This is a genomic window from Duganella zoogloeoides, assembly GCF_034479515.1.
Taxonomy (GTDB): domain Bacteria; phylum Pseudomonadota; class Gammaproteobacteria; order Burkholderiales; family Burkholderiaceae_D; genus Rugamonas; species Rugamonas zoogloeoides.
The window spans coordinates 5,485,637-5,510,117 of record NZ_CP140152.1; the positions used below are offsets into that span (position 1 = coordinate 5,485,637).

The 24,481-nt window shown below is 64.4% G+C and carries 18 protein-coding genes; 2 read left to right on the forward strand and 16 right to left on the reverse strand.

Annotated elements, in window-relative coordinates:
• Positions 1-90 precede the first annotated feature (90 nt).
• The 5 genes from SR858_RS24100 to SR858_RS24120 all read right to left on the reverse strand — a co-directional run bounded on the left by SR858_RS24100 (position 91) and on the right by SR858_RS24120 (position 5,908).
• Positions 91-705, reverse strand: coding sequence for a protein-methionine-sulfoxide reductase heme-binding subunit MsrQ (locus SR858_RS24100; RefSeq protein ID WP_019923448.1), 615 nt, complete (start codon positions 703-705; stop codon positions 91-93).
• A 13-nt stretch (positions 706-718) separates the two neighbouring features.
• Positions 719-1,699, reverse strand: coding sequence for a protein-methionine-sulfoxide reductase catalytic subunit MsrP (gene msrP, locus SR858_RS24105; RefSeq protein WP_019923449.1), 981 nt, complete (start codon positions 1,697-1,699; stop codon positions 719-721).
• 91 nt (positions 1,700-1,790) lie between these two features.
• The gene (gene ccsB, locus SR858_RS24110; RefSeq protein ID WP_019923450.1) at positions 1,791-2,975 is read right to left on the reverse strand and encodes a c-type cytochrome biogenesis protein CcsB; all 1,185 of its coding nucleotides are present in this window, start codon (positions 2,973-2,975) and stop codon (positions 1,791-1,793) included.
• Between the two features lie 50 nt (positions 2,976-3,025).
• Positions 3,026-5,113 carry a cytochrome c biogenesis protein ResB gene (locus SR858_RS24115; protein ID WP_019923451.1) on the reverse strand — a complete coding sequence of 696 codons (2,088 nt, stop codon included), beginning with the start codon at positions 5,111-5,113 and terminating at the stop codon, positions 3,026-3,028.
• A 120-nt stretch (positions 5,114-5,233) separates the two neighbouring features.
• The gene (locus SR858_RS24120) at positions 5,234-5,908 is read right to left on the reverse strand and encodes a c-type cytochrome (RefSeq protein WP_026637574.1); all 675 of its coding nucleotides are present in this window, start codon (positions 5,906-5,908) and stop codon (positions 5,234-5,236) included.
• A 155-nt stretch (positions 5,909-6,063) separates the two neighbouring features.
• On the opposite strand from SR858_RS24120, the gene yihA reads away from it, so the two are divergent.
• Complete coding sequence (gene yihA, locus SR858_RS24125; RefSeq protein ID WP_019923453.1) at positions 6,064-6,822, forward strand: ribosome biogenesis GTP-binding protein YihA/YsxC; 759 nt, start codon at positions 6,064-6,066, stop codon at positions 6,820-6,822.
• Between the two features lie 22 nt (positions 6,823-6,844).
• Positions 6,845-7,861, forward strand: coding sequence for a porphobilinogen synthase (gene hemB, locus SR858_RS24130; RefSeq protein ID WP_026637575.1), 1,017 nt, complete (start codon positions 6,845-6,847; stop codon positions 7,859-7,861).
• Positions 7,862-7,892: 31 nt separating this feature from the next.
• On the opposite strand, the gene SR858_RS24135 is transcribed toward hemB, so the two are convergent.
• From SR858_RS24135 to SR858_RS24185, 11 genes are all read right to left on the reverse strand, one after another.
• Positions 7,893-9,128 (reverse strand): ABC transporter permease, encoded by a 1,236-nt coding sequence (locus SR858_RS24135; protein WP_019923455.1) that lies wholly within the window; start codon positions 9,126-9,128, stop codon positions 7,893-7,895.
• Positions 9,125-10,357: an efflux RND transporter periplasmic adaptor subunit gene (locus SR858_RS24140; protein ID WP_019923456.1), complete on the reverse strand. Its 1,233-nt coding sequence runs from the start codon at positions 10,355-10,357 to the stop codon at positions 9,125-9,127. The genes SR858_RS24135 and SR858_RS24140 overlap by 4 nt, the downstream gene beginning before the upstream one ends.
• Positions 10,358-10,374: 17 nt before the next feature.
• A complete protein-coding gene (locus SR858_RS24145; protein WP_019923457.1) occupies positions 10,375-12,438 on the reverse strand; it encodes an HlyD family secretion protein in 2,064 nt (687 codons plus the stop codon).
• Positions 12,435-13,106, reverse strand: coding sequence for an ABC transporter ATP-binding protein (locus SR858_RS24150; RefSeq protein ID WP_019923458.1), 672 nt, complete (start codon positions 13,104-13,106; stop codon positions 12,435-12,437). Before SR858_RS24150 ends, SR858_RS24145 begins: the two co-directional genes overlap by 4 nt.
• Before the next feature lie 39 nt (positions 13,107-13,145).
• A complete protein-coding gene (locus SR858_RS24155) occupies positions 13,146-14,180 on the reverse strand; it encodes a MerR family transcriptional regulator (RefSeq protein WP_026637577.1) in 1,035 nt (344 codons plus the stop codon).
• Between the two features lie 75 nt (positions 14,181-14,255).
• Positions 14,256-14,504, reverse strand: coding sequence for a DUF1272 domain-containing protein (locus SR858_RS24160; protein WP_019923460.1), 249 nt, complete (start codon positions 14,502-14,504; stop codon positions 14,256-14,258).
• Between the two features lie 17 nt (positions 14,505-14,521).
• Positions 14,522-15,622: a DUF5694 domain-containing protein gene (locus tag SR858_RS24165; RefSeq protein WP_040378007.1), complete on the reverse strand. Its 1,101-nt coding sequence runs from the start codon at positions 15,620-15,622 to the stop codon at positions 14,522-14,524.
• Positions 15,615-19,199: a M1 family aminopeptidase gene (locus SR858_RS24170; protein WP_019923462.1), complete on the reverse strand. Its 3,585-nt coding sequence runs from the start codon at positions 19,197-19,199 to the stop codon at positions 15,615-15,617. The genes SR858_RS24165 and SR858_RS24170 overlap by 8 nt, the downstream gene beginning before the upstream one ends.
• 10 nt (positions 19,200-19,209) lie before the next feature.
• Positions 19,210-20,103, reverse strand: coding sequence for an ABC transporter ATP-binding protein (locus tag SR858_RS24175; RefSeq protein WP_019923463.1), 894 nt, complete (start codon positions 20,101-20,103; stop codon positions 19,210-19,212).
• 147 nt (positions 20,104-20,250) lie between these two features.
• A complete protein-coding gene (locus tag SR858_RS24180) occupies positions 20,251-21,156 on the reverse strand; it encodes a hypothetical protein (protein ID WP_019923464.1) in 906 nt (301 codons plus the stop codon).
• Positions 21,157-21,386: 230 nt separating this feature from the next.
• Positions 21,387-24,479, reverse strand: coding sequence for an efflux RND transporter permease subunit (locus SR858_RS24185; protein ID WP_019923465.1), 3,093 nt, complete (start codon positions 24,477-24,479; stop codon positions 21,387-21,389).
• Positions 24,480-24,481 lie beyond the last annotated feature (2 nt).

The window sequence follows — 24,481 nt, forward strand, 5'->3', positions numbered from 1 at the left end:
ACTTCGGGGTCAGTGCCGACATTCGGACACGAACTCAAGCTTTAGCAGCTGAGCTTGTGTCCGAATGTCGGCACTGACCCCGAACTTGTTTCAGGCTTTGGCCTGCTTGCGCAGTGCCCAGAACACTCTCAAGCCCAGCAGCACTGCCAGGATCGAACCGTAGATGATCGGCTCGGTGAAGTTGTGCTTGCCTGCTTTCATCCACCAGAAGTGCAGGATCGCCAGCGGCGCGATCACGTAGATCAGCCGGTGCAGCCACTGCCAGCGCTTGCCGCCCAGGCGGCGGATCATGGCGTTGGTGCTGGTGGCCGCCAGCGGGATCAGCAGCACGAAGGCGATGAAACCAACCGTGATGAACGGCCGCCGCAGCACGTCTTTCCACATTTCAGCCAGATCGAAGAAATGATCGAACCATAAAAACGTCATGAAGTGCAGCACGCCGTAAAAGAACATGAACAGCCCCAGCATGCGGCGCAGCTTGACCAGCCAGTTCCATTTGGTTAAACGTCGCAAGGGCGTGATCGCCAGCGTGATGCACAGGAAATACAGGGTCCAGTCGCCGGTGGAGCGCGTGATGAATTCGAGCGGTTCCACCAGTTGCCCGGTCACCGTCAGATAGACCATGCGCGCCAGCGGGATCAGGGCGGCCAGGAACACGATCGCCTTGATCAGGCTGGTGTGGCGCGCGGTGGGATTGAAAGCCATGCTGCGTAGCGCCTCAATAGAATTTTTTCAGGTCCATGCCGGCGTACAGCGGCGCGACGTCGCTGTAACCGTTGAACATCAGCGTCTTGCGCTTGCGGGCCAGGAAGCCGTCTTCGCCGATGCGGCGCTCGGACGCCTGCGACCAGCGCGGGTGATCGACCTCGGGATTCACATTCGAGTAGAAGCCGTACTCGCGCGGCGCCGAGATATTCCACGATGTGCGCGGCAGGTCCTTTACAAAACGGATCTTGACGATCGACTTGGCGGACTTAAAACCATACTTCCACGGCAAGACCATGCGCACCGGCGCGCCGTTCTGGTTCGGCAGCACTTCGCCATACATGCCAAAGGTGAGCAGCGCCAGCGGGTGATTGGCTTCGTCGATGCGCAGCCCTTCCGTGTACGGCCACTCGAGCACGCGGCTGTTCACGCCCGGCATCTGCTTGCGGTCGTTGAGGGTGATGAATTCCACGTACTTGGCGTTGCCGGTCGGCTCGACCTTCTTGATGATTTCGGAGAACGAGTAGCCCACCCACGGAATCACCATCGACCAGCCTTCGACGCAGCGCAGCCGGTAAATGCGCTCTTCCATTGGCGCGAGCTTGAGCAGTGCATCGATGTCGAGCGTCATCGGTTTCTTGACTTCGCCCTCGATCTGCACCGTCCACGGCCGGGTTTTCAGGGTGCCGGCGTTGGCCGCCGGATCGCTCTTGTCGGTGCCGAACTCGTAGAAATTGTTGTAGGTGGTGGCGTCCTTGTACGGCGTCTGCTTGTCGAGCGCCGAATAGGCGGGATTGAGCCTGGCCGGCAGCTTGGCCAGGCCGGCGCCTTGGGCAAACGCTTCGCGGTTGGCCATTTCCAGCAGCGCGGCGCTGCCGATGGCGCCGGCAGCGACCTGCTTGATGAAGGTGCGACGCGACTCGTACAGCGCGCGCGGTGTGATTTCCGACGAAAACGGCAGTTCGATACCGTTGGGGCTACGCTTGATCAGCATGTTGACTCCAGAAAAGGTACAAGGCAATGTCGCAACCTTACACCAATCCCGGAAAACAGATATTACGGCTCAGTTAACCTTGAAAAATGTTTTATAGCTTGCCATACGAGTGCAGGCCCGACAGGAACATGTTCACGCCGAGGAAGGCGAACGTGGTCACCAACAGGCCCACCAGCGCCCACCAGGCCGCCGGACGGCCGCGCAAGCCCGTCATCAGGCGCATGTGCAACCAGGCAGCGTAGTTGAGCCAGACGATCAGCGCCCAGGTCTCTTTCGGATCCCACGACCAGTAGCCGCCCCACGCTTCCGCCGCCCACAGCGCGCCGAGGATGGTCGCGATGGTGAAGAAGGCGAAACCGGCCGAGATGGCCTTGTACATGACGTCGTCCAGGACCTCGAGCGACGGCAGGCGGTCCACCAGCCGGTTCGACGATTTGAGCAGGTAGGCCACCGCCACCATCGCCGCCAGCGCGAAGTTACCGTAGCCAATGAAGTTGGCCGGCACGTGGATCTTCATCCACCAGCTTTGCAGGGCCGGCAGCAGCGGCTGAATTTCGGCGGCATCGCGCGAGGTGGTGTACCAGAACAGGAAGCCGATGGCGGCAGTAATGATCAACAGCACGAACGGCCCCATTTGCCGGGTCTTGTAACGGTCCTCGAAGTACAGGTAGAACATCGAGGTGATCAGCGCGAACAGGATGAACACTTCGTACAGGTTGGAGACGGGAATGTGGCCCACGTCGGCACCGACCAGGTACGACTCGTACCAGCGCACCATCATGCCGGTCCAGCCCAGTACCACGGCAGCCCAGCTGAGCTTGGTGCCGAGGCTGCTCCACGCGTCCGACTTGCCGGCAAAGCCGATCCCGTAGAACAGCGTGGACAGGCAGAACATCACGCTCATCCATAAAATCGCCGACTGGCTCGAGATCATGTACCGCAGCCAGAATTTTTGGGTCCCCATGTCGAGCTGGCCTGCGTACATCGAGACCGCCCACAAGGACAGCACCGCGACCAGCGCCATCACCCAGCGCACCGGTTTCCAGTGCCAGCCCAGCGCCGCGAACACGGGCGCGCACAGCAGCATGATCGCTTCCTCGTACACGTCCATGAAGTGGCCGTAGCGGTTGAAGGCAAACACGGCGCCCGCCAGCAGCGCGGCGGCAAACAGCCAGTCCACGACGGTCAGGCGCTTGAAGTAGCCGGGCGCCTGCACATAGGTGCCGCCGGTGGCCTCGGTGGGGGTGGTCCGGGTTGATTTTTCAGTCAGTTCCATTATTTCTCCATGCTGCGCTGGTCATACGCTCGGCGTACGCTGATCGTACATTAAGCCGATTGCGGCAACTTTTCCTTCAATGTTACAAATTCCCGCTCGAAATCGAGCGTCTTGCGTTGCGTGCTCATGGCCATTAATGCCTCGGCGCCGCCAGAATGTTCAACATCGTCCTTGATCCACACCCACAGGCGGCGCTCGCGGATATAAAACATCGAAAACACGCCCAGCACCAGCAGCGCGCAGCCGAAGTACACGATGTTCTTGCCCGGCGAGCGCGTGACCTGGAACACCGACGCCTTCACTTCCACGAACTCATCGAGCTGCAAATACACGGGGGCGCCGTAGAAAAACGCGTCCGACAGCGCATTGGTGGCCAGCAGCAGGTAGCGGCCGTGGGCTTCATCGGCGGTGACCGGCGCCAGGCCGTCTTTTGCACGCGCCACCTGCCACAGCTCCCACAGGCTGCCGTTCAAGATTTTCATGAACACTTCGGCGGTCTTTTCCTGGCCTTCGACCGGCACTTTTTCCAGGAATTGCGAAATCGACACGAAGCCGCCCACCTTGCCATCACCGGCAAACAGGCCCAGGCTTTTTTCGGACGACGCTTCGATCTGCGACCGCACGGCAGCGACATCGCCGGTCTGCGGCGCGGCGCGCTCGCCGTACCGCTTGGCGGCAGCAGCGCGCAGGGCCGGGTCGGCCAGGGCGGCGCGCAAGCGCATCCAGTCGCGCACCGAGTGCTCGTCGTCGGCGGGGATGCGCAGGTAGCTGAACGGATCGGACGGGTTGGCGCGCACGCCGGCCAGGAACACGGACGCGCCGTCGAGCGTCATCGGCTGCATGTAGTTCTGGTATTCGCGCGCCTGGCCGGTCTTGTCGCGCAGCTTGTACTGCACGCTGGGGCCGACGTTTTTCAGTTCGTTGGACAAGCTGCCCCGTCCGGCCGAACCGGTGTGCTTGTCGAGGCTGGCCGACAAGGCTTCGCGCAGGCTTTTATCCTGCTTGACCGCGCGTGCGTCGTTGTTCATGTTTTCCACGTTGAACGGCCGGAAGCCCGACCACTCGATGGTGTAGGCGTCGCTGAACGGCGTGGTGCCGCCCACTTCGCCATCGAGTTCGAAACTCTGGGTGCCGGTGCCCAGCATCGGGTAGCCCTTGAGCTTGAGCTTGCTGCCGCCGTCTTCAAAGCTGGACTGGTAAATTGCCAGGCCCTTGAAGATCAAAGGCTTGTTGACCTCGATGACGGCATTGACCTTTTCGCCGGAGGCGTGATCGACCACCTCGACATCGCTGGCAAACAGCTTGGGCATGCCGGTGCTGTAAAAATCGATGGTGAATTTCTTCAGGTTGATGGTAATCGGCAGATCCTGGATCAGCACGCCGTCGGGACGCTGCAGCAGCGCGCTCGAACTGTTCGAGCCTTCGGGGATCAGGGTATTGCCACGGAAGGTGGGGTTGGCGGTGCTCAGGCGGTGCTTGGCCGGCACTTCGGCGATCAGGCCGCTGCCGGCAAACGGCGTCTTGCCCAGCACCCATTCCTGGAAGCGGATCGGCAAGTCGGAATCGAACAGCGCGCCCACGCAAATGACCACGATCGACGCGTGGGCGAAGATGTAGCCGAACTTGTTGGCGCCGCCCTGCTTGGCCGCCAGCAAGGTGCCGTTGTCGCGCTCGACGATCTTCACGCGATAGCCGTTGTCGGCCAGGCGGGCGGCGGTCTGCTGCGCCAGCGCGGCACGCGCGAGTGGCGCACGCCAGTGCATGCGGTGCGGGAAATTGAGCAGCGACTGTTCGCGCACGTTTTCACGCCAGCTGCGCATGTCGCGCACCATCTTCGGGGCGTTGCGCGCGATGCACAGGCTGGTGGACGATACCAGCAGCGTCATCAGGAGCATGAACCACCACGACGAGTACACGGCATACAGGCCGGCCTTGTCGAACACCTCGAACCAGAATGGCCCGAACTGGTTGATGTAGTTGGAGGTGGCCTCGCTCTGCTTCATCACCGTGCCGATCACGGCGGCAATGGCGATCATTGCCAGCATGGCAATCGCAAAGCGCATCGAGGACATCAGTTCGATCGTCTCGCCGATGATGGGGCGGCGGGTCTTGATTTGGATACCGGTGGTGCTAGTCATGCATGGCGATCTAAAAAATGGGGCAACCGCGCAGCATACCAATAAAAAGGGCGGCCCGCTCACGCCGCCGCCCTCCCGATTGGTATAAAAACGCTCTAGTCAGCGATTTATGCGGCAGCCTTATTTGAGGCCGGCCACGTAATCCGCTACCGCTTTCATTTCCTCGTCGGACATGCGGGCGGCGATGGTGGCCATTTCCGGGCTGTTCTTGCGGCCGTGCCCTTTGAACAGGCCCAGCTGGGCAACCGTGTAATCCTGGTGCTGACCGGCCAGGCGCGGGTACAGCGCGGGAATGCCACCACCGGTGGCGCCATGACAGCTGGCACAGGCCGGCACGTTTTTCTCGGCAATGCCACCGCGATAAATTTTCTTGCCCAGGTCGATGCTGTCGCGGTTTTTCGCCGCGCCCGGTTTCGACGGCTGGGTGGCCAGCCAGGCCGCCACGTTGTGCTTGTCTGCATCCGTGAGCATCTTCGAGTACAGCGACATCACCGGCTGGTTGCGGGCGTCGGTGGTGAAGTTGACCAGTTGCTTGTACAGGTAGCTCTGGCTTTGCGCGGACAGCTTGGGATTGATGGAAATGGTCGAGTTGCCATTGGCGCCGTGGCACGACACGCAAGCCGGCAGGCCGCGCGCAGCATCCCCTTCCGCGTACAACGTGCCGCCCTTGGCCGGATCGACCTTGGTGGCAGCTGGTGCAGCGGGAGCTTTATCTTGGGCGTATCCGCTGGCAGCGGAAAAGGCGATGGCGGCGATGAGCAGGGGTTTCAGCAAAGGAGAAAACGCACGTTTCATTCAAGCACCTTGGAAGGAGTCTATAAAGTTTTACGTCCGAATGAAGGCGTGGCATTCTCGAATGCCTGGCAACATTCCGTGACTAGGCATTGTACAATAGCTTACCTGCCTAACCGCCCCACTTTGTTGCATTTTCCCCCATCTTACGTTATCTCATGTCTAAACTCTGGCAAGCCCGCTTCTTTACGACCGTTAATCAACTGCGCGACCTGCCCGACACCACGGTGCCGGAGATCGCCTTTGCAGGTCGTTCCAACGCCGGTAAATCGACCGCCATCAATATCCTGTGCAATCAGAAGGGTCTGGCGTTCGCTTCCAAGACCCCGGGCCGTACCCAGCACATCAATTATTTCTCGATCGGCGGCGCCCACGTGGCCCAGCACCGCAAGGACCCGACCATCGTCGACGAGATCGAATGCCTGCTGGTGGACTTGCCCGGCTACGGCTACGCCGAAGTGTCCGGCTCGGCCAAGCTGCACTGGCAGCGCCTGCTGGGCGATTATGTCCAGCGCCGCGAACAGCTCGCCGCCCTGATCCTGATCATGGACTCGCGCCGCCCGTTCACCGACCTCGACATCCAGATGCTCGAATGGTTCGCCCCCACCGGCAAGCCAATCCACTGCATCCTGACCAAGGTGGACAAGCTCAACCGCAATGAATCGGTCAACGTGCTGCGCCAGGCCAAGGCTAGGCTCGACAGCTATGTCGATGAAGACGGTGAAGGTTTCCCGTTCACCGTGCAATTGTTCTCCGCCCTCAAGCGCGTCGGCATCGACGAAGCCAACGACAAGATCCTCGAACTTGCCGGCGTGACCGACGACGACGCAGCCGCCGCGCAGATCGCCGCCCAGGTCGAGCAGATCGAAGCGATCGACGGCGCCGATGACGATGACGAAGTAAAAGATGCCAAGTAACACACACTAAGGAAGTAATACGATGCACACGCCTCACGCCCCCTCCTCGTTCCCCGCCCTGCGCATGCGCCGCATGCGCCGCGATCCGTTTTCGCGCGCGCTGATGCGCGAAAACGTCATCACCGCCACCGACCTGATCTACCCGGTGTTCATCCTCGACGGCACGCAGCAACGCCAGACCGTGGCGTCGATGCCGGGCGTGGAGCGAGTGTCGGTGGACTTGCTGCTGAACGTGGCGCAGGACTGCGTGGCGCTGGGCATCCCGGTGCTGGCGCTGTTCCCCGTCATCGAAGCTGACGGCAAGTCGCTCGACGGCGCCGAGGCGTACAACCCGGACGGCCTGGTGCCCCGGGCGATCCGCGCGCTCAAGCAGGCGTTCCCGGAGCTGGGCATCCTGACCGACGTGGCGCTCGACCCGTACACGGTGCACGGCCAGGACGGCATCATCGACGAGCACGGCTACGTGATCAACGACATCACCACCGAGGTGCTGGTAAAACAGGCGCTGTGCCACGCGGACGCCGGCGCTGACGTGCTGGCGCCATCGGACATGATGGACGGCCGCATCGCCGCCATCCGCGCCGCGCTGGAAGACAAGGGCCACATCCACACCCGCATCATGGCCTACTCGGCCAAGTACGCGTCGGCCTTCTACGGCCCGTTCCGCGACGCCGTGGGCTCGGCCGCCAACCTGGGCAAGGGCGACAAGAACCAGTACCAGATGGACCCCGCCAACAGCGACGAAGCGCTGCGCGAAGTGGCGCTGGATCTCGCCGAAGGCGCCGACATGGTGATGGTGAAACCCGGCATGCCCTACCTCGACATCGTGCGCCGCGTGAAAGACGAATTCAAGGTGCCGACGTTTGCCTACCAGGTCAGCGGCGAATACGCGATGATCAAGGCCGCCGCCCAGAACGGCTGGCTCGACCACGACAAGGTCATGATGGAGTCGATGATGGCGTTCAAGCGCGCCGGCGCCGATGCCGTGCTGACCTATTTCGCGCTCGACATCGCGCGCCTGCTCAAGGCAGGCAAGTAACTATCAAATAAGCCAGTCCCGGCGCAGGCAATCAGCCATCGCTGCGCAATGCAGCGATCGGGTCCAGTGCCGCCGCCTGGCGCGCCGGGAACACGCCGAACGCCAGGCCCACGGCCACGCACAGCAGCACTGCCACCACCAGGCTCAGCGGTGACCACGCCACCGACCAGCCGGCCAACGCGGCAATGCTGTACGCAGCCACGGCGCCCAGCGCCACGCCCAGCAGCGCGCCGCTGACGGCGATCACCAGCGCTTCGGCCAGGAACTGCTCGACCACGTCGCGCCGCCGTGCGCCCAGCGCCCGCTTCAACCCCACTTCGCGGCGCCGCTCGAGCACATTGGCCAGCATGATGTTCATGATGCCGATCCCGCCCACCAGCAGCGACACGGCCGCAATCGAACTCATGACGATGGCGAAGATGCGCTGGGTCTGCTGGTTCTGGCGGTACAAGCCCATCGGCACGATCAGGTTGGTGTCGTCGGCGCCGCCGTGGCGGCGGGCGATCAGCGCCTGCAGCACGCCGGCCGCCTGGTCGGGCGCCACCTTGCCGTCGAGGCGCACGCTGATGCCATCGACCTCGTCTTCGATGGCCTTGAAACCGAACCGCGCACGCCCGGTCTCCCAGGCCACGAACAGGCGCTCGTCGTCGAGTCCCAGCTTGATGCCCTCGAAGTCGGACTTGCTTTGCGCGCGGTCCTGCAGCACCCCCACCACTTGCAGCCAAACATGGTTGAGCTTGACGCGACGGCCCAGCGCCGGCGCGTCGCCGAACAGCGACCGCGCCAGGCGCGCGCCGATCACGCACACCGGCGCCAGCGTGGCGCTGTCGGCAGGAGACAGCCAGCGCCCGGCAGCCAGCTGCAAGCCGCCATGGGCGGCGTAGTCGAGCGAGACGGCATAGGCGCGCGCCGGCACCAGGCGCTGGTCGAGCACCAGCTGATCGACCTTGATCTCTTTTTTCAGCGCCACCGATACCGCGCCCGGCACCACCGACAGGGTCGCCGCGCCATCGGCGGCCGACAGTCCCAGCGAACGGGTGCGCAGCTCCTTGAGCTGCTCGGGATTGATGGCCTTGCTTTCGACCAGCACATTGTCGAGTCCCAGCTCGGCCACCAGCCGCAACGCCTCGCGCTTGCTGCCCTCGCCCACCGCCAGCATGGCGACAATCGCGCCCACGCCAAACACCATGCCCAGCAAGGTCAGGCCGGTGCGCAGCTTGCGCCGCCCCAGTTCGGTGACCGCTTCGTGCAACAGGGCCAGGTTCATGATTTCTCCGTGGCGGCCGGCGGCAGCAGCACGATGCGTGCGCCGGCCGCAATGCCGCTTTTCAGTTCGCTGCGCACGGGACCGCGCTGGCCCAGTTCCACCTTGTGCCGCACCTGGCGCCCGTGCTCTTCGGTATAGACGGCATGGCCGGCGCCGTCCCGCACCACGGCCAGATTGGGCACCGTCAGCGCGGCCTTGCTGGCCACCAGCTGCACCGTGCCGCGCAGCGCCTGGCCCGGTTTCAGGCCCAGCTTGCGCGCGGTGGCGGTGTCGATGGCGGCGTCGAAATCGCTGTACTTGACCGGCGACTCCTGCGACGTGGTACTGGCGCTGCTGCCCACCCGCGTGACCGTCAAGGTCAGCTCGGTGCCGGTGCCGGCCAGGCGTACCCGTACCGGCAAGCCGGTGCGCAAGCCGAACGCCTCGCCTTCGGCCACGCTGAAGTGGGCCACCAGCTGGTCCAGGTCGGGCAAGCTGCCGAACTCCTGGCCGGCCGACTGGCTGGCGCCGATCTCGGGCTTGGTGCCGTCCCACTTGGCGGCCAGCAGGAAGACGCCGTCGTGCGGCGCCACCAGCTCCAGCGCGGCCAGGCTGTCGCGTTTTTGCCTGGCGGTCTGCACCACGCTGTCGCGCTGCGAATGCAGGACCGCGTCCTGGGCGGCCGTGCGCGCCTGCGACTGGCCATCTTTCCATTCCAGGTAGCCGCGCTTGGTACTCAAAAAGCCGACGTCGGCCAGCGCATCGAGAATCGTGTTGCGCGCGAAAATACTCAGATCGACGTTGGCGTAGCGCCGGCTCAGTCCGAGGTCGTCTTCGACCTTGGCGCGGTCGCCGGCCAGCTTGTCGCGCTCGACGGCAGCGCTGCTGGCACTGGCCTGCTCGGCCAGCGTTTTGCGCAGCAATTCCAGTTCGGCCTGCGACAGCTCCATGCGCGATTGCGGCGCGTCGAAACGCGCCACCACCTGGCCTTTTTTCACGCTGCTGCCATCGGCTACCATGTCCACCAGCACGCGGCTGCTCCAGCCGCTGCCGGGCACGTTGAGCGCGGTGCTGGCGGCGGCCTTGATTTCGCCATCGACCGCCAGGGTTTCGAGCCAGGGGCGCGGCGCCAGCGTTTCTGCGGCCACGCTGGCCGCAGATGGGTCGGCGTTGCAACCGGCAAGCGCGGCCACCATGGCCACCGCTGCCATCGCTGCCAGCGCGGCGGGTTTGAATACGGGCCTGGTCATGGTTGGCTGGTTGTTCCTCATCGCTGCGACACCGATGGCGCGGGCTGCGCGGTGTCGGCCAACAGCACCGCCTGCACTGCCGCGCCTGGTTTAAGTCCGGCCGGTTTGCCGTCGAACTGCAATTCGACATCGCGCACGATCAGCGCTTGCGCGCGCGATTTGCCATGGAACGCGCGTCCGAGCGCCACCACGCGGGCATCGAGCGTGAGGTTGCTGCCGGGGACCGTCACGCGCGCCGCCTGGCCCACGCGCACCCGCGACGACTGCGCCTCGGGCACGCTGGCGGCCACGTACAACTGCTCGGGGTCGGCCAGCGTAGCGACCGACAGCCCCATCCACACCTGGCTGCCAGCGCTGAATTTTTGCCCGTCAAAGCTGGTGCGATATACCACCATGCCCCGGCGCGGCGCCAGCACGGCCAGCGCAGCCTTGCCCTTGACCAGCGCGGCAAGCTGCGCCTGCAATTGCGCGATCTCCGCCTGCAGCCAGGTGCGCTCGGCGTGGCGGGCGCGGATTTGTGCCTGGTGCTGGGTCACTGCCAGCGTGGCCAGGCGATTTTTCTCCACGCGGTCGATCACCAGCTTGTCGTAATCGACGCGCCGTATCAATTCCTTCGGCATGGTGGCCTTGCGGTCGGCCTTGTCGGCATTGCTGCGCGCCTCGGCCACGGCCAGTTCGCCGGCGCGGTCGGCCTCGGCCTGGTCGAGCTTGAGCTTGTCGAGTGCGCGCAGTTTTTCCTGCAGCGCGCCCTGTTGCGTGACCAGCCTGGTCGTGACGTCGTTCGACTCGAACTGGGCGATCGGCTGGCCGGCTTCGAGCAGCGCGCCTTCCGGCGCGATCTGCGCCAGCTTGTACTGCCAGATGTAGGGAATGCTGGGCGGCGCCACCGGCAGCGCGCTGCGCGAGGCGATTTCGCCCTCGACGGTCAGCGCGTCGCTTGCCGCCACCGGCGCCGGGGCTGATGCCTGAGCTGACACAGCAGCCTTGGCCGGGCGCGGTTCCACCTGCACGCTCATGCCCGGCACCAGCGCCAGTGCGTGGCCGGCCGGCAAGCCGATCCTGACCCGGAAGTAGCGGCCCCGGCCCCAGCTGGCGCGGGCTTCCGGTGCGCTGGTGATGGACTTGATCGTTCCCGCCACCGCGCGCGTAAACGTTGCCGGCAGCGCGTCGAAACGCAGATCGACCGCCTGGCCCTCGGCCAGCCAGGGCCGGTCCGCTTCCAGCGCCCACGCGGTCACCGCCATCTCGCCATTGCCCAGCACGACGCCAGCGGCATTGCCGGGCCAGGCCGATGAACCTTCCTCGAAACGCGTGCCCATCCACGGGCTGTAGCCGTGCACGACCACGCCGTCGCGCTGTGCGCGCACTTCCGACTGCGCCAACTGGGCAATCTGGAACGCCAGGTTAATTTGCAATTTCCTGATTTCCAGCGCGCCGTCTTCACCGCGGCGGTCCACGGCCGCGCGCGCGCTGGCATCGGCATCGCGCTTGATCGCCAGGTCGCGCGTGGCACGGTCCAGTTCGGCCTGGTGACGGTCGTAATCGAGTGCCGAGATCTGCACCTTGGGCAGCGCCGCATCGACCTTGGCCTTGTCCAGCGCGGCCTGGGCACTGACCAGCGCTTTGCCGGTTTCCACCGCCGCCACGTCCAGGTTGGCGGTTTCGCGCTCGGCGCGGGCACGGGCCTGCTCCAGTTCGGTTTTATAGCGCTCGAGATTGGCCGCATCGGCCGTCTCGATGCGCAGCACCAGGTCGCCGGTCTTGACGTGGCTGCCTTCGGCCACGAAATTGCGCAGCACCAGCGGCGACGAGTTCGACGGCGGCACCAGGATGGTTTGCGAGTCGAGCGCTTCGACTTCGCCGGTCAGCAGTACCGGGCGCGCGGCGGCCTCGTTGCCACGGCTGGCCGCGTCTGCTGCACTGGGGGCCGTTACCGGGGTGGCAGAGGCGTTCGGGGTTACTGCTGCGGCGACTGCTACGCCGCTGCCCCGCCCCAGTCCGAGGCCGGCAGCGACGGCCAGCGCCAGCAGCCCGGCGCCCGACAGCGCCAGCACGGCGCGCCTGCGCGTGGTGAACGTCATGCGGCGTCTCCGGCAATGCGGCCGTCGCGCAAGTGAATGGTGCGCTGGGCGCCGGCGGCAATCGCCGGATCATGTGTGACCAGCACCAGGGTCTGCCCGCCCGCGTGCAGTTCATGCAGCAGGGCCAGCACATCGGCCGCGCTGCGCGAATCAAGATTGCCGGTCGGCTCATCGGCCAGCAACAGCGCCGGCTGGTTCAGCAAGGCGCGGGCGATGGCCGCGCGCTGCAACTGGCCGCCCGACAGCTGGCCCGGCAAATGGCCGGTGCGCTGTCCCAGGCCGATGCGTTCGAGCAGCGCCACCGCGCGCGCCGCCGCACCGGGATCGGCATGGCGCGCGTAGCGCTGCGGCAGCAGCACGTTTTCCAGCACGGTCAGGCGCGGCAGCAAGTGGAACGACTGGAACACGAAGCCGATGCGACGGTTACGCACGTCGGACGCGGCATCGTCGTCGAGCGCGGAGACTTCGTCCTCGGCCAGCCGGTAGCGGCCCGTATCGGGCCGGTCCAGCGCGCCGAGCACGTTGAGCAACGTCGATTTGCCGGAGCCGGACGGCCCCATGATGGCGACAAATTCACCGGGCGCCACGCGCAGGTCGATGCCATCGAGCGCGTGGATGGCGTTGCCGCCCTGGTGATAAGTTTTGCGAATGTTGCTCAGTTCTATCATTCGGGAAGTATCCCGGCGCCTGCCGGTTTTGTCAATTACTTAACTACCCCGAGCGGCAGCCGCAGCCACCATCGCCGCACGCATGAACTCGCGCATCGCCGGCGTGACGAAACCGTCGTCGGTCAACCCTGGCTCGTTGACCAGCGCCTGCCGCACCTTCTGCTGGGTAACCGGATTGTCGCTTGCGAATGAGCGGAACAGGTCGAACCAGTGGCGCGCCAGCGCCTGTACCTCGGGCGAGTCCGGCGCCCTGCCCGCATCCATCGCGCCTTGCACCTGCGCGATCAGCGGCGGCCATTCGGAGGCGCGCTTGCCGATGTTGTCGCGCAAGAAGGCAAACTCGTCGTCGTCCAGGTATTTGCGGTACAGCGCCAGCTTGTGCTGGCCCGAGGCTGCGATGATGAACTGCATGACCGCCGGCGTGATGCCGGTCTCGTCCTGCAGCAGCGCTTCGCGCTCGTGCATCGTGTTGAGCCTGGCAAACAGCGCCGGGTTGGCGCCGGTGCCCTGCACCACCAGCGCCATCCACTGGCGGGCGTACGCCTGCGCTTGCGGGTGGTCCGGTCCGGCGCCGGACGCCATCAGCGCGCGCACGGCGGCCACCAATGTAATCCATTCGGCCTTGACGGCGTTGGCGGGGTTGTACAGCGGCAGTTGCTTGAGTTCTTCGGGGGTAAAGTATCGATCGTACATGGTCATGAGCTCCAGGGTGGTCAGCCAATCGGCCAGTCCGGGTTCCTGCTGCTGCGCCAGTTGCTCGTGCATCGCCACCAGACGTGCACGCAAGATGGCGGCCTGGTCGATCTGTCGCGTCAGCACGGTAATCTGCTGGGCGACCACGTCGGCAAGCGGCAGGTCCGGTCTGTCCAGGGAAGCACCGATGTCGGCCAGCGACAAGCCGAACTTGCGCAGCGCCTGAATGTGATGCAGCCGGGCGATGTCGTTTCGGTTGTAGAGCCGGTAGCCGGCATCGGTGCGCGCGGAGGGCTGGAGCAGGCCGATGGCGTCGTAATGGTGGAGCGTGCGCACCGTCAACCCCGTGCGCTTGGCCAGTTCACCTATTTTCAACAACATCGTCAAGCTCCCGTCTTTGTGCGTACAGACAGGTTGGCGCCTGACGTTGCGTGAGGGTCAAGGACTTATTTACGCTTATGCGGCCTCGGCGCAACCGGCCGGTTTGAACACGCGCTCGGTGGAAGCGGGATTGTTGGCCAGCTTGGCCAGCGGGCGCCGTGGCCGCGCCACCAGTTCGCCGCCGCAGTTCGGGCACTTGCCCGCCAGTTTCGACGTGGCACACGGTGCGCAGAACGTGCATTCGAACGAGCAGATGCGCGCCTCGATGGAGTCGGGCGGCAGGTCGATGTCGCAGCATTCGCAGTTGGGTCGCAGTTGCAGCATGGTGTTTCCCTTCAAGGTCAGTGATGGAGTACCGCATCGGTATCGACGATAGCCACATCATGCATCTGGTTCAGATACGCTTCAAGATAAAACTTGTGGGAGGCGCCCACGATCACCAGCATGCGCATGCCAGGCGGGCTCATCGCCTCGCGGATATTGGCGGCCATGCGCAAGTTGCGCGTCTCCCAATAAGTCACGTAGCCACGGCCGTAATGCTGCGGCGATGGCTCTTCCAGTGCCGCGCCGAAGTCGCTTCTGAAGGTCAGCGCGGCCTGGCCCGGATCGTTATAGGCCCGGTACATCGCCAGCACCCCGGTAGCCGTGGTGATCTCGCTTTGCAAAGCCTTGTCGCTGTCGGTACGCTGCGCTGTCGCCGGGTTGTCCCATGCTTTCATGATGGCCGCACCGGCCGCCTTTTGCTCTGCTTCGGACGGTTCGGGTTTGTCGGCCGTGTGGTCGTCCATCGCGTACACCCGCTCCAGTCCGACCCCGGCAGCAACTTGCGCGGCAACCAGGTAGCCCTCGTCGGGCCTGGCCATCAGCTTGTCCAGGGTTTCCACCAGCGCGGTATCGAGGCCATCGCCCGTGCGCCGCTCCGGCGCTGGCAAGCGCAGCCACTGCACCAGTGCCGAAGCCGGCTCGCCCGCCGCCAGGAACAGCGATGCCAGTGCACGCCGCTGGGCGGCGGTGGGCATGGCCGGCCACGCGGCCAGCAGCCGCTTGGCGCGGTCGGTGGCCTCGAACACGTCGAGACCGGTCGCCGCCTGGGCGGCCGAGGTGTCGCGGCAATAGCTTTTGACGGTATCGGCGTAACGCTGCGGGTAGCGCCGCAGATTGGCGCACTGTACACCCGACAGATTCTCGATGGCGATCGCCTGCGGCCGCCACGCCGCCAGCCGCTCGTTGAGCAACTGTAAGGTCGCCGCATCGAACGGCTTGGGCAGTTGCGACAAGTGCGGCGAGCCCAGCACCATCACCTGGTTGATCTGCTCCCGCACCAGCTTGAGCATGGAAGGATCGAACGATGGCTGGTGTGGTGCGGCCGCCACCGCAGCAGCCTGGCACACCGCCGCTGCAGCCACGCCGGCCAGCAGCTTCAAGACGACAGCCTTACTCATTGCCCACCTCCTTGCGATTGTCGCCCGGCACCCGGTCGATCATCTTGTTGTACGGGTCCACCCCCACCTCGAACGGCTGCTCCTTGACCGTCACGGTCAGCACCGGGTCGCTGCCGCGCAACAGGCGCTTTTCCAGGTACAGCACTTTTTCGTCGGCCTCCCTGGCGCCCGGAGCGCGCGCGAAGATGCCGATCTCTACCGGCTCGTCGTAGTCGCGCGCGGTTTCCTTGCCCTTGCCGTCCGCTTCGAGCTTGGCCAGGTGCAGCTTCATGGTGACGTCCCACTGGCCATCGGGACGCTTTTTGGCGGTTGCCTCGGTCACGCGGTTATCGTAGAGGACGATCTTTTCGAACAGGTCGGTGATCAGGGCCTGCTTGTCCTGCGGCGCTTCCGCGCGCAGGTACTCGAGCAGCTCGCGGCTGGTGGTGTACGGCGCCTGCTGGTAGCCCTTGTCCTGCAGGAAGCGCTTGAGCGCGCGGTTGACCGCTTCTTCACCGATCTCGTCGCGCAGGCGGTAGAACACCAGGCTGCCCTTGCGGTAGTGGATGTACGACTGGTTCTCCACGCGGTACAACGGCAGTTCCTCGATCACTTCGCCGCCCCGGCCACGCAGGTAGGAGTCGAGCTCGAAGCGCAGGAAGCGGCGCAGCTTGTTGCGGCCGTATTCCTTCTCCATCACCATCAGCGCCGAGTATTGCGCCAGCGATTCGACCAGCATGGTCGAGCCCTGCACATTGGCGCCCACCACCTGGTGGCCCCACCACTGGTGCGCCATCTCGTGCGCGGTCACGTAGAACACGTAGTCGATATCGTTCTTGTCGCGCAGGTCGGCAATGAAACCGATGCTTTCCGAATACGGGATGGTGTTGGCAAACGACTGGGCAAAGCTCTGGTACCTCGGGAATTCGAGGATGCGCACCTGGCGGAACTGGTACGGCGTGAAATGGGCATCGAAGTAGTCGAGCGACTTTTGCGTCGAGGTGATCATGCGCTCGACGTTGTAGCCGTGCCTGGCATCGTAATACACCTCGATCGGCACGCCGCGCCACTCGCCCTTTTTGACGTTCCAGCGCGCCGACAGGTAGGCAAAGAAGCCCACCATCGGCCGGTCCATCTTGTAGTGGAAATAGCGGCGTCCGTCCTTTTCCCAGCTGTTTTGCAGGTAGCCGGGCGCCATCGCGATCTGGTCGGCGGAGGTGGAAACGGTGGTCTCGAAATTGATCCAGTCGGTGTCGCCGAAGACGTTGTTGGCGCGCGCCGGTTCATCTTCGAGCTTGGCCATGCGCTGCGGCTCGCCCAGTCCGCGCTTGCGGCGCTCATTGCGGTCCTGCAGCTCCAGCGATGACTGGTAGCCGAAGCGCGGGAAGAAGGCGGTGTTGTTGAAGAAAGTGCCGTTCAGGTTGAGCTGGTCCGGTTCGCCCTTGTTGGTAAAGCCTTGCGGGTGCACATCCACCGTGAAATCGAGATCGAGCTGCGCGCCCGGGACGATCGGCTGCGCCAGCCGCAGCACGCGGAAACCGAGGTCGCGGTCGTCGATGGCGACAGTGTGCGCAGGCAGATTGGCAAAGCGCGTGGTTACGTCCCGGTTCAGTTGCAGGCGCAGTTCGGCCAGCGGCACGCCGCTCTTGTTTTCCATCCGGTAGTGGCCACGCACGGTCACGCGGCGCTGCTCGGGATAGATATCGACGTCGGCGCGTACATCGGTCACGCGTGGCTGCGGCATGTCCTTGTACTTGCGGTACGATTTTTCGTAGCGGGCCTGCTCGTCCATCGCCACGTTGCCCGGCTGGTAGCGGTTGAGTTGATTGGTGTTGTGGAAGATCCAGGCGCCGGTGCCGGCAAAGCCGGCCACGCACAGCGCCAGCAGCACGCCCGACGGCCCGCGCAGACGGCTACCGGCGGCGCGCACGCGACGGCGCCACGGCAGCGCCAGGCCGCGCACCCGGAACGCCTGCGCCACCACCAGCAGCGCCAGCGTGGCGCAACCCCAGTACACGGCAAACCACGACCAGCCCCGGATGAAGTGGCCGTAGCCATTCATGTCCGAGTATTTGATTTGGGGCAGCGAAGCGAAGTTGTACAGGTTGTGGTCGAAATGCAGGGCACCGAGCACCAGCTGCGCCACCATGTAGACGACGATGGCCAGGTAGCCGACAAACTTGTTATTGACCAGCACCTGCAACACCAGCGCCAGCAAACCGAGCATGACGAAGCTGACCGAATCGAGCAGCACCGCCTTCAGGTACAGGCCAGGCTCCACCGGCGCACCGCCCTTGATCAGCTGGATGCACATCGCCGTCAGCGCACCCGCCAGCAGGAAACCGAATACCACGCCCGCCAGCGCCAGGCTCTTGGCCACCAGCGGCGCCCAGTCGGGCACCGGCAGCGCGTCGCTCACATCGGCGACCTTGAACTGGCGGTCACGGAAAATCAGTTCGCCGGCATAGAACGTCAGCACGATCAGCAGCAGGAAGCTGAAGCTGCCTTGCATGGTTTCGAGCATCATGTACGTGACCGGATACACGGTGGTGCCGAACATCGTGCTGGCCTGGCTGGCGGCGCCGATGAAGTTGGCCATGCCGAAGAACAGCATCACCAGGAACGGCACGCCCTTGAACACGGCGGCGGCGTCGAAGCGCAGGATGTGCCAGCATTGCAGCCAGGCGGTGCCACGGCCGAAGTGCGGCGCGATGGCGGGCAGGACGCTGGCAGGCGGCACGACCGGCTCCGGCACTGCGGCGTTGGTACGCTTGCGGCCAAACCAGCGGCGGCCGGTGCCGGCGCGCTGCGGCTTGAACAGCACCAGCGTGGCGGCAAAACAGGCCAGCGCCACGCCCAGCCACACGGCGCGGTTGGCCAGCAAATAGCCGGCGACCGGCGGCACGATGGTGTTCGATTCGGCGGACGTGAAGTAGCGGGTGGCGCGGCCAAAGGCGCGCACGCCGAACGGATCGAGCAGCACCGGCAACCATTCATTGCTGACGTCGCGCGTCAACACGCCGGCCACGCCCCACAGCACAAAGAAGGCCAGCACGCCCAGGTACACCATCATCATCGACCGGGTGGTGGCCGCCAGCAGCATCAGCAGTGCGCCGATGAAGACCAGGTTGGGAATCACCAGCCAGGCAAAAGCCCACAGGTAGGCGTCCACCGGCACCGGGCCCACCCGCACTGCGTCCACCCATGGCATCAGCGGCCCGATCACCGTGCCCACCGCGATCACCACGAACATCGCCAGGCAAGCTGCCAGGCCCGCCAGGAAGCGCCCGACCAGGTACTGGTACTTGCGCATCGGCGTGGCAAACAACATGTCGGAGATGCCCACCTCGGTATCGCGCAGCACGGCGCCGGCAATGAAGATGGTGACTGTGAGCATCGAAAACACGGTAAATGCGCCGAGCAGCTGCGCCACCACCACCGGCGCGTTGCGGTGCACATTGCCGATCGCGCCACCGACCACCACGGCGTCGCTGGTGGTGGCGCCGAAGGCCATCAGGCCCAGCACGAAGGCGGTGACCCACAGCAAGGGCTGGCGCAACTGGTAGCGCAGGTCGAACTTGAAAAATTCCATCAGCATGGCGCGCTCCTCAGGCTACTGCAGGGGCGGCAGCGCGGTGGGCGGCGCGCACGTGCAGGAAGTACACGTCCTCGAGGTTGGGCTCGACCGCGATGAAGCCGTCGTCGGGCTGGCTGTCGGCATACACGTGGATTTGCGGCTTGCCGCCCACCAGGCGGGTGCGCAGCACGGTCAGGCGCTCCTGGTAGCCGGGCAGTGCCTCGGCGCTCACGGTGCGGCGCCAGACCTTGTCGCGCAGGGTGTCGATGGCGGCCTGCGGCTCGCCCTGCACCAGCACCTGGCCCTTGACGATCACCGCCATCTGCGGGCACAGGTCGGTGACATCCTCGACGATGTGGGTGGAGAGAATGACCACCACCTGCTCGCCGATGCGGGCCAGCAGGTTGAGGAAGCGGTTGCGTTCGTCGGGGTCGAGGCCGGCGGTCGGCTCGTCGACGATCACCAGCCTGGGCGCGCCCAGCAGGGCCTGGGCGATGCCGAAGCGCTGGCGCATGCCGCCCGAATAGGTGCCCAGGTTGCGCTTGCGCGCTTCCCACAGATTGGTTTGCTGCAGCAGCGCCTCCACCGCCTCCTTGCGCTCGCCGCGCGCGGTCAGGCCCTTGAGCACGGCAAAGTGGTTGAGCAGCACCTCGGCCGTTACCTTCGGATAGACGCCGAAGTCCTGCGGCAGGTAGCCAAGCTGGCGGCGCAGCGCCTGCGGCTGGGCCAGCACGTCGAGGCCATCGAAGTGGATGGAACCGCTGTCGGGGTCCTGCAGGGTTGCAATCGTGCGCATCAGCGACGACTTGCCGGCGCCGTTCGGGCCCAGCAGGCCGAACATGCCGTGGCCGATCTCCAGCGTGACATTGTTGATGGCTTTGACGCCGTTGTCGTAGGTCTTGTTGAGCTGTTTGATCGAAAGCATGACGCCAGGTCTCCTGATAAGTCGGAGCAACAGGCTCCGAAGCAACCTTACTATAGAGCAAAGTTGCAAACTTATCAGTGTCTTTCGATTAACTGCCGGTTGGTGCGACAGGCTGCATAAAATGCGGTATGGAATGCGCGCTGGGCACTATGGGCGGTATTCCGGGAACATTTCCTTGAGCAGGAATGACAGCAATTCCGCCTCGTCTTCCTTGCGCGCACTCATCTTGACGGTGCGGCCCAGGCGGCGCGATTCCCATTCGAAGTCGCCCGGCTTTTCCTTGCGGATGATTTTGATCATTTCCTTGGCGACAGCGGTTTCGATATCCTTTTCGCTGCCCTGCTCCACGTGGATCTGCTGCAACCACTTGCGCTTGAAGTTGGTGTTCCAGCCACGGAATTTCACATCGGCACTGTTCGAGCGTTTATCGACCGAGAACACGCCGCCGGTATCGTCGGCATCGGCGCCGCCACGGGCATTGGCGCCGGCAATATTGGCCTTGGCGCGTGCCAGCGAGCGCTCGGCGGCCGACTGGGCCGGTTCGGACGGTTGCGGCGACGGGTTGGCCGCCTCGCGCTCGGCGCGGCGCTTGGCCAGCATGGCGGACATGTCCTGCTCCTGCGGCGGCGGTGGTGGCGGCGTCATGGTCGCCTGCACCGGCGGCACAAAGGTTTCCAGCTTGGGCTGGGTTGGCGTCGGCTTGCTGCGCACGGTGCTCGGCTTGCTCGGTGGCGTAGGCTTGGTCGGCTTGGGCTCGGTCTTCTTGGGCGTGGGCTTGACGGTGGGCTTTTGCGGCGTGATCGGCATGGGCGAGATATACACCATCTCGCCGCCTTTTTTAGCGGACGTGGTCTTCGGTGGCGGCGGCGACGGCGAAAACAGGTAATACAGCACGAACGCCAGGTGCAAGGCGATGGTGAACGCCAGGCCATAGCGGCGGGTAATCGATTTCTTCTCTTCCCACAAGGCGTACGAGTCCCCCGGCACCGGCAAAGGCTGGCCGCAGGTCTCGCAGTAACCGCTGGCGGTGAGGATGTGGGAGTCGTGGTGCAAGATACGGAACCTTGTGGAACGAAGTCTTCAAAATGCGGTCATAGTGCCAGACTCCCGTAATTTTGGGAATCTTTCAAGCACCTGAACCCGGCCATCATAGCGCGCCGCAGGAAACGACGCGCGTGCACCAGGTAGCTACTTTACAAGTAAGGGCTCTTGACGGGTGTTACCTTATGTATCCAAAGCAAGCAATTTGCATTACGGATGCGTAAGAATGCCATGCCTGCGCGTCAGCTTGCGTGCGCGACGCCACATTGCTCGTCGCTGAGCGGTCCCGTCCCGCTATACCGGTCCAGGTACAGGTAGATCACCGGCGTGATATACAGCGTGATCGCTTGCGAAAAGATCAACCCTCCCACCACGGCCAGGCCCAGCGGTTGGCGCAGTTCGGCGCCGGCGCCCAGGCCCAGCGCGATCGGCAGCGCGCCCATGATCGCTGCCAGCGTGGTCATCATGATCGGCCGGAAGCGCAGGATGCACGCCTCGCGGATGGCGTCCGCCGGCGCCCTGCCCTCGGTGCGCTGCACGTGCAAGGCAAAGTCGATCATCATGATGGCGTTTTTCTTGACGATGCCGATCAGCATCAGGATGCCGATGATGGCGATCATGGTCAGGTCGAGGTTGAAGATCCACAGCGTGATCAACGCCCCCACCGCTGCCGACGGCAAACCGGCCAAAATCGTCAGCGGGTGGATATAGCTTTCGTACAGCACGCCGAGCAGCACGTAGATCACGCCCAGCGCCGCCAGGATCAGCACCACCTGGCTGCCCTGCGAATTCTGGAACACGGCCGCGTCGCCGCCGTAGTTGGTGATGATAGCCGGCGGCAGGCGCATGTCGATGCCCATCTGGTCGATCTTGGCGGTCGCCTTGCCCAGCGGCACGTCCGGCGCCAGGTTGAACGACAAGGTAATCGCCTGCAACTGGCCCTGGTGGTTGACTGCCGTCGGTCCCACGGTGCGCTCCACGCCGGCAAAGCTCGACAGTTTGACCAGCTGGCCGGCCTTGTTGCGCACCGAGATTTTCGTGAGTGCATTGTCGAACTGGCGGTCGGCGTCGGCCGCCTCCAGGATCACGTAGTAACTGGCCGCCGGCGAATAAATGGTCGAAACTTGCCGCTCGCCGAAGGCCAGGTACAGCGCAGTGCGCACGTCGCCCAGCGCCACGCCCAGGTTGTTGGCCTTGTCGCGGTCGATCTTGAGCGAGGCCTGCAAACCGCGATTCTGGGTATCGCTGGTGACATCGCGGAAATCGGGATCGGCGCGCAATTGCTCCAGGTATTTTTGCGCCCACTCGCCCAGCGCGCCGGGGCTGACCGATTGCAAGGTGTACTGGTAGCGGCTTTTAGACTGCCGTCCGCCCAGTTGCAGGTTCTGCACCGGGCTCAGATACACGGCCATGCCGGGGATCGACTTGGTGGCCTTGCGCAGGCTGTCGAGCACCTGCGGCATCTTGTCTCGCTCGCTGCGGGGTTTCAGGACCAGGAACATCCGTCCCGTGTTGCCGCCGCCGGTAAAGGACGTCACATCCTGCACATTGGGGTCGGCGCGGATCACATCGACCACCCGGTCTTGCAGCGCCAGCATGGCCGACGTCGAGATATCTTCCGAGGCCTCGGTGTTGACGCGGATTTGCCCCAGGTCTTCCTCGGGGAAAAAGCCTTTCGGGATCGCCATGTACAGCACCACCGTCAGCGCGAAGGTACCGAACGCCAGCATTAGCACCGGGAAGCGGTGGCGCAGCGCGATGTCGAGCGTGCCGGCGTAGCCGTTGCGCAGCGTGGTAAAGCCCGCCTCGAACCAGCGTCCCAGCCAGTTGCCCTGGTCGTGTTCAGGGTCGATGGTATCGGCCGGCAGCAGGCGGCTGGCCAGCATCGGCACCAGCATCAGCGACACGGCGGCCGACACCAGCACCGCCAGCGCCACCACCACCGCGAATTCATGGAACATCAAGCCGATCACGCCCGGCATGAAGAAGATCGGGATGAACACGGCCACCAGCGAGACCGAGATCGAGATAATGGTAAAACCCATCTCCTTCGAGCCGATCAGCGCCGCCTGCAACGGCTTTTTACCGAGCTCGATATGGCGCACGATGTTTTCCAGCACCACGATGGCGTCATCGACCACCAGGCCCACGGCCAGGGTGATCCCCAGCAGCGAAATATTGTCGAGGCTATAACCGAACGCGTACAGCAAGGCCAGCGCGCCCAGCAAGGAAATCGGCATGGTGATCGCCGGAATGAAGGTGGCCGCCGCGCGGCGCAGGAATAAAAAGATCACCAGCACTACCAGCACGATGGTCAGCAGCAAGGTCAGGTTGACGTCGTGGATCGCCTCGCGGATCGACACCGACCGGTCGTTGACCAGGTTGATGTTGACCGACGCCGGCAGCTGCGACTGGAAGCGCGGCAGCAGTGCGCGCACGCCATCGACCACCTGCACCGTGTTGGCGTCGGGCTGGCGTTGCACCAGCAGCACGATCGAGCGCTCGCCGTTGTAGCTGCCGGCCGCCTTGACCGACTGAAAACTGTCTTCGACGGTCGCGACATCTTTCAAACGCACCGGCTCGCCGTTGCGCACGGCCACGATCAGGTCGGCAAATTCGGACGCCTTCATCAGTTGCGGATTGCCCTGGATGGTCAGGGTCTGGCTGGGGCCGTCGAGGATGCCCAGCGGCGTGTTGGCGTTGGCCGACTTGATCGCCTGCTGCAGCTCTTCCATCGTTAAATCACGGGCGTTGAGCAGGTCGGACCGGGCGCGGATGCGTACCGCGTAACGCTTCTGGCCGTTGACGCTCACCTGCGCCACGCCGGGCAAGGTGGACAGGCTGGGCGCCACCAGGTTTTCGGCGTAGTCGTTGAGCTCGGCCAGGCTCAGCGACGGCGAATTCATGGTCATGAACAGCACCGGCGCGTCGGCCGGGTTGACCTTGCGGTACGACGGCAGGTCGGTCATCTCGATCGGCAACTGGCGCTGGGCGCGCAGCAAGGCGGCCTGCACATCGACCGCCGCTTCGTTGACGTTGATGCTGGTGTCAAATTCAAGCGTGAGCGACGAGTTGCCCAATGTATTCGACGACGTGATCAGGGTCAGGCCGGCAATCGTGGAAAACTGCTTTTCCAGCGGCAGCGCCACCGACGACGCCATGGTCTCGGGCGACGCCCCCGGCAAGTCGGCCGAGACGTTGATCACCGGGGTGTTATAGCTCGGCAGCGCCGCCACGGGGATATAAAAATACGACAGCACGCCGGCCAGCACCAGCGTGACCGACAGCAGCACCACCATCACCGGACGGCGGATGCACAACTCGGAAATGTTCATGC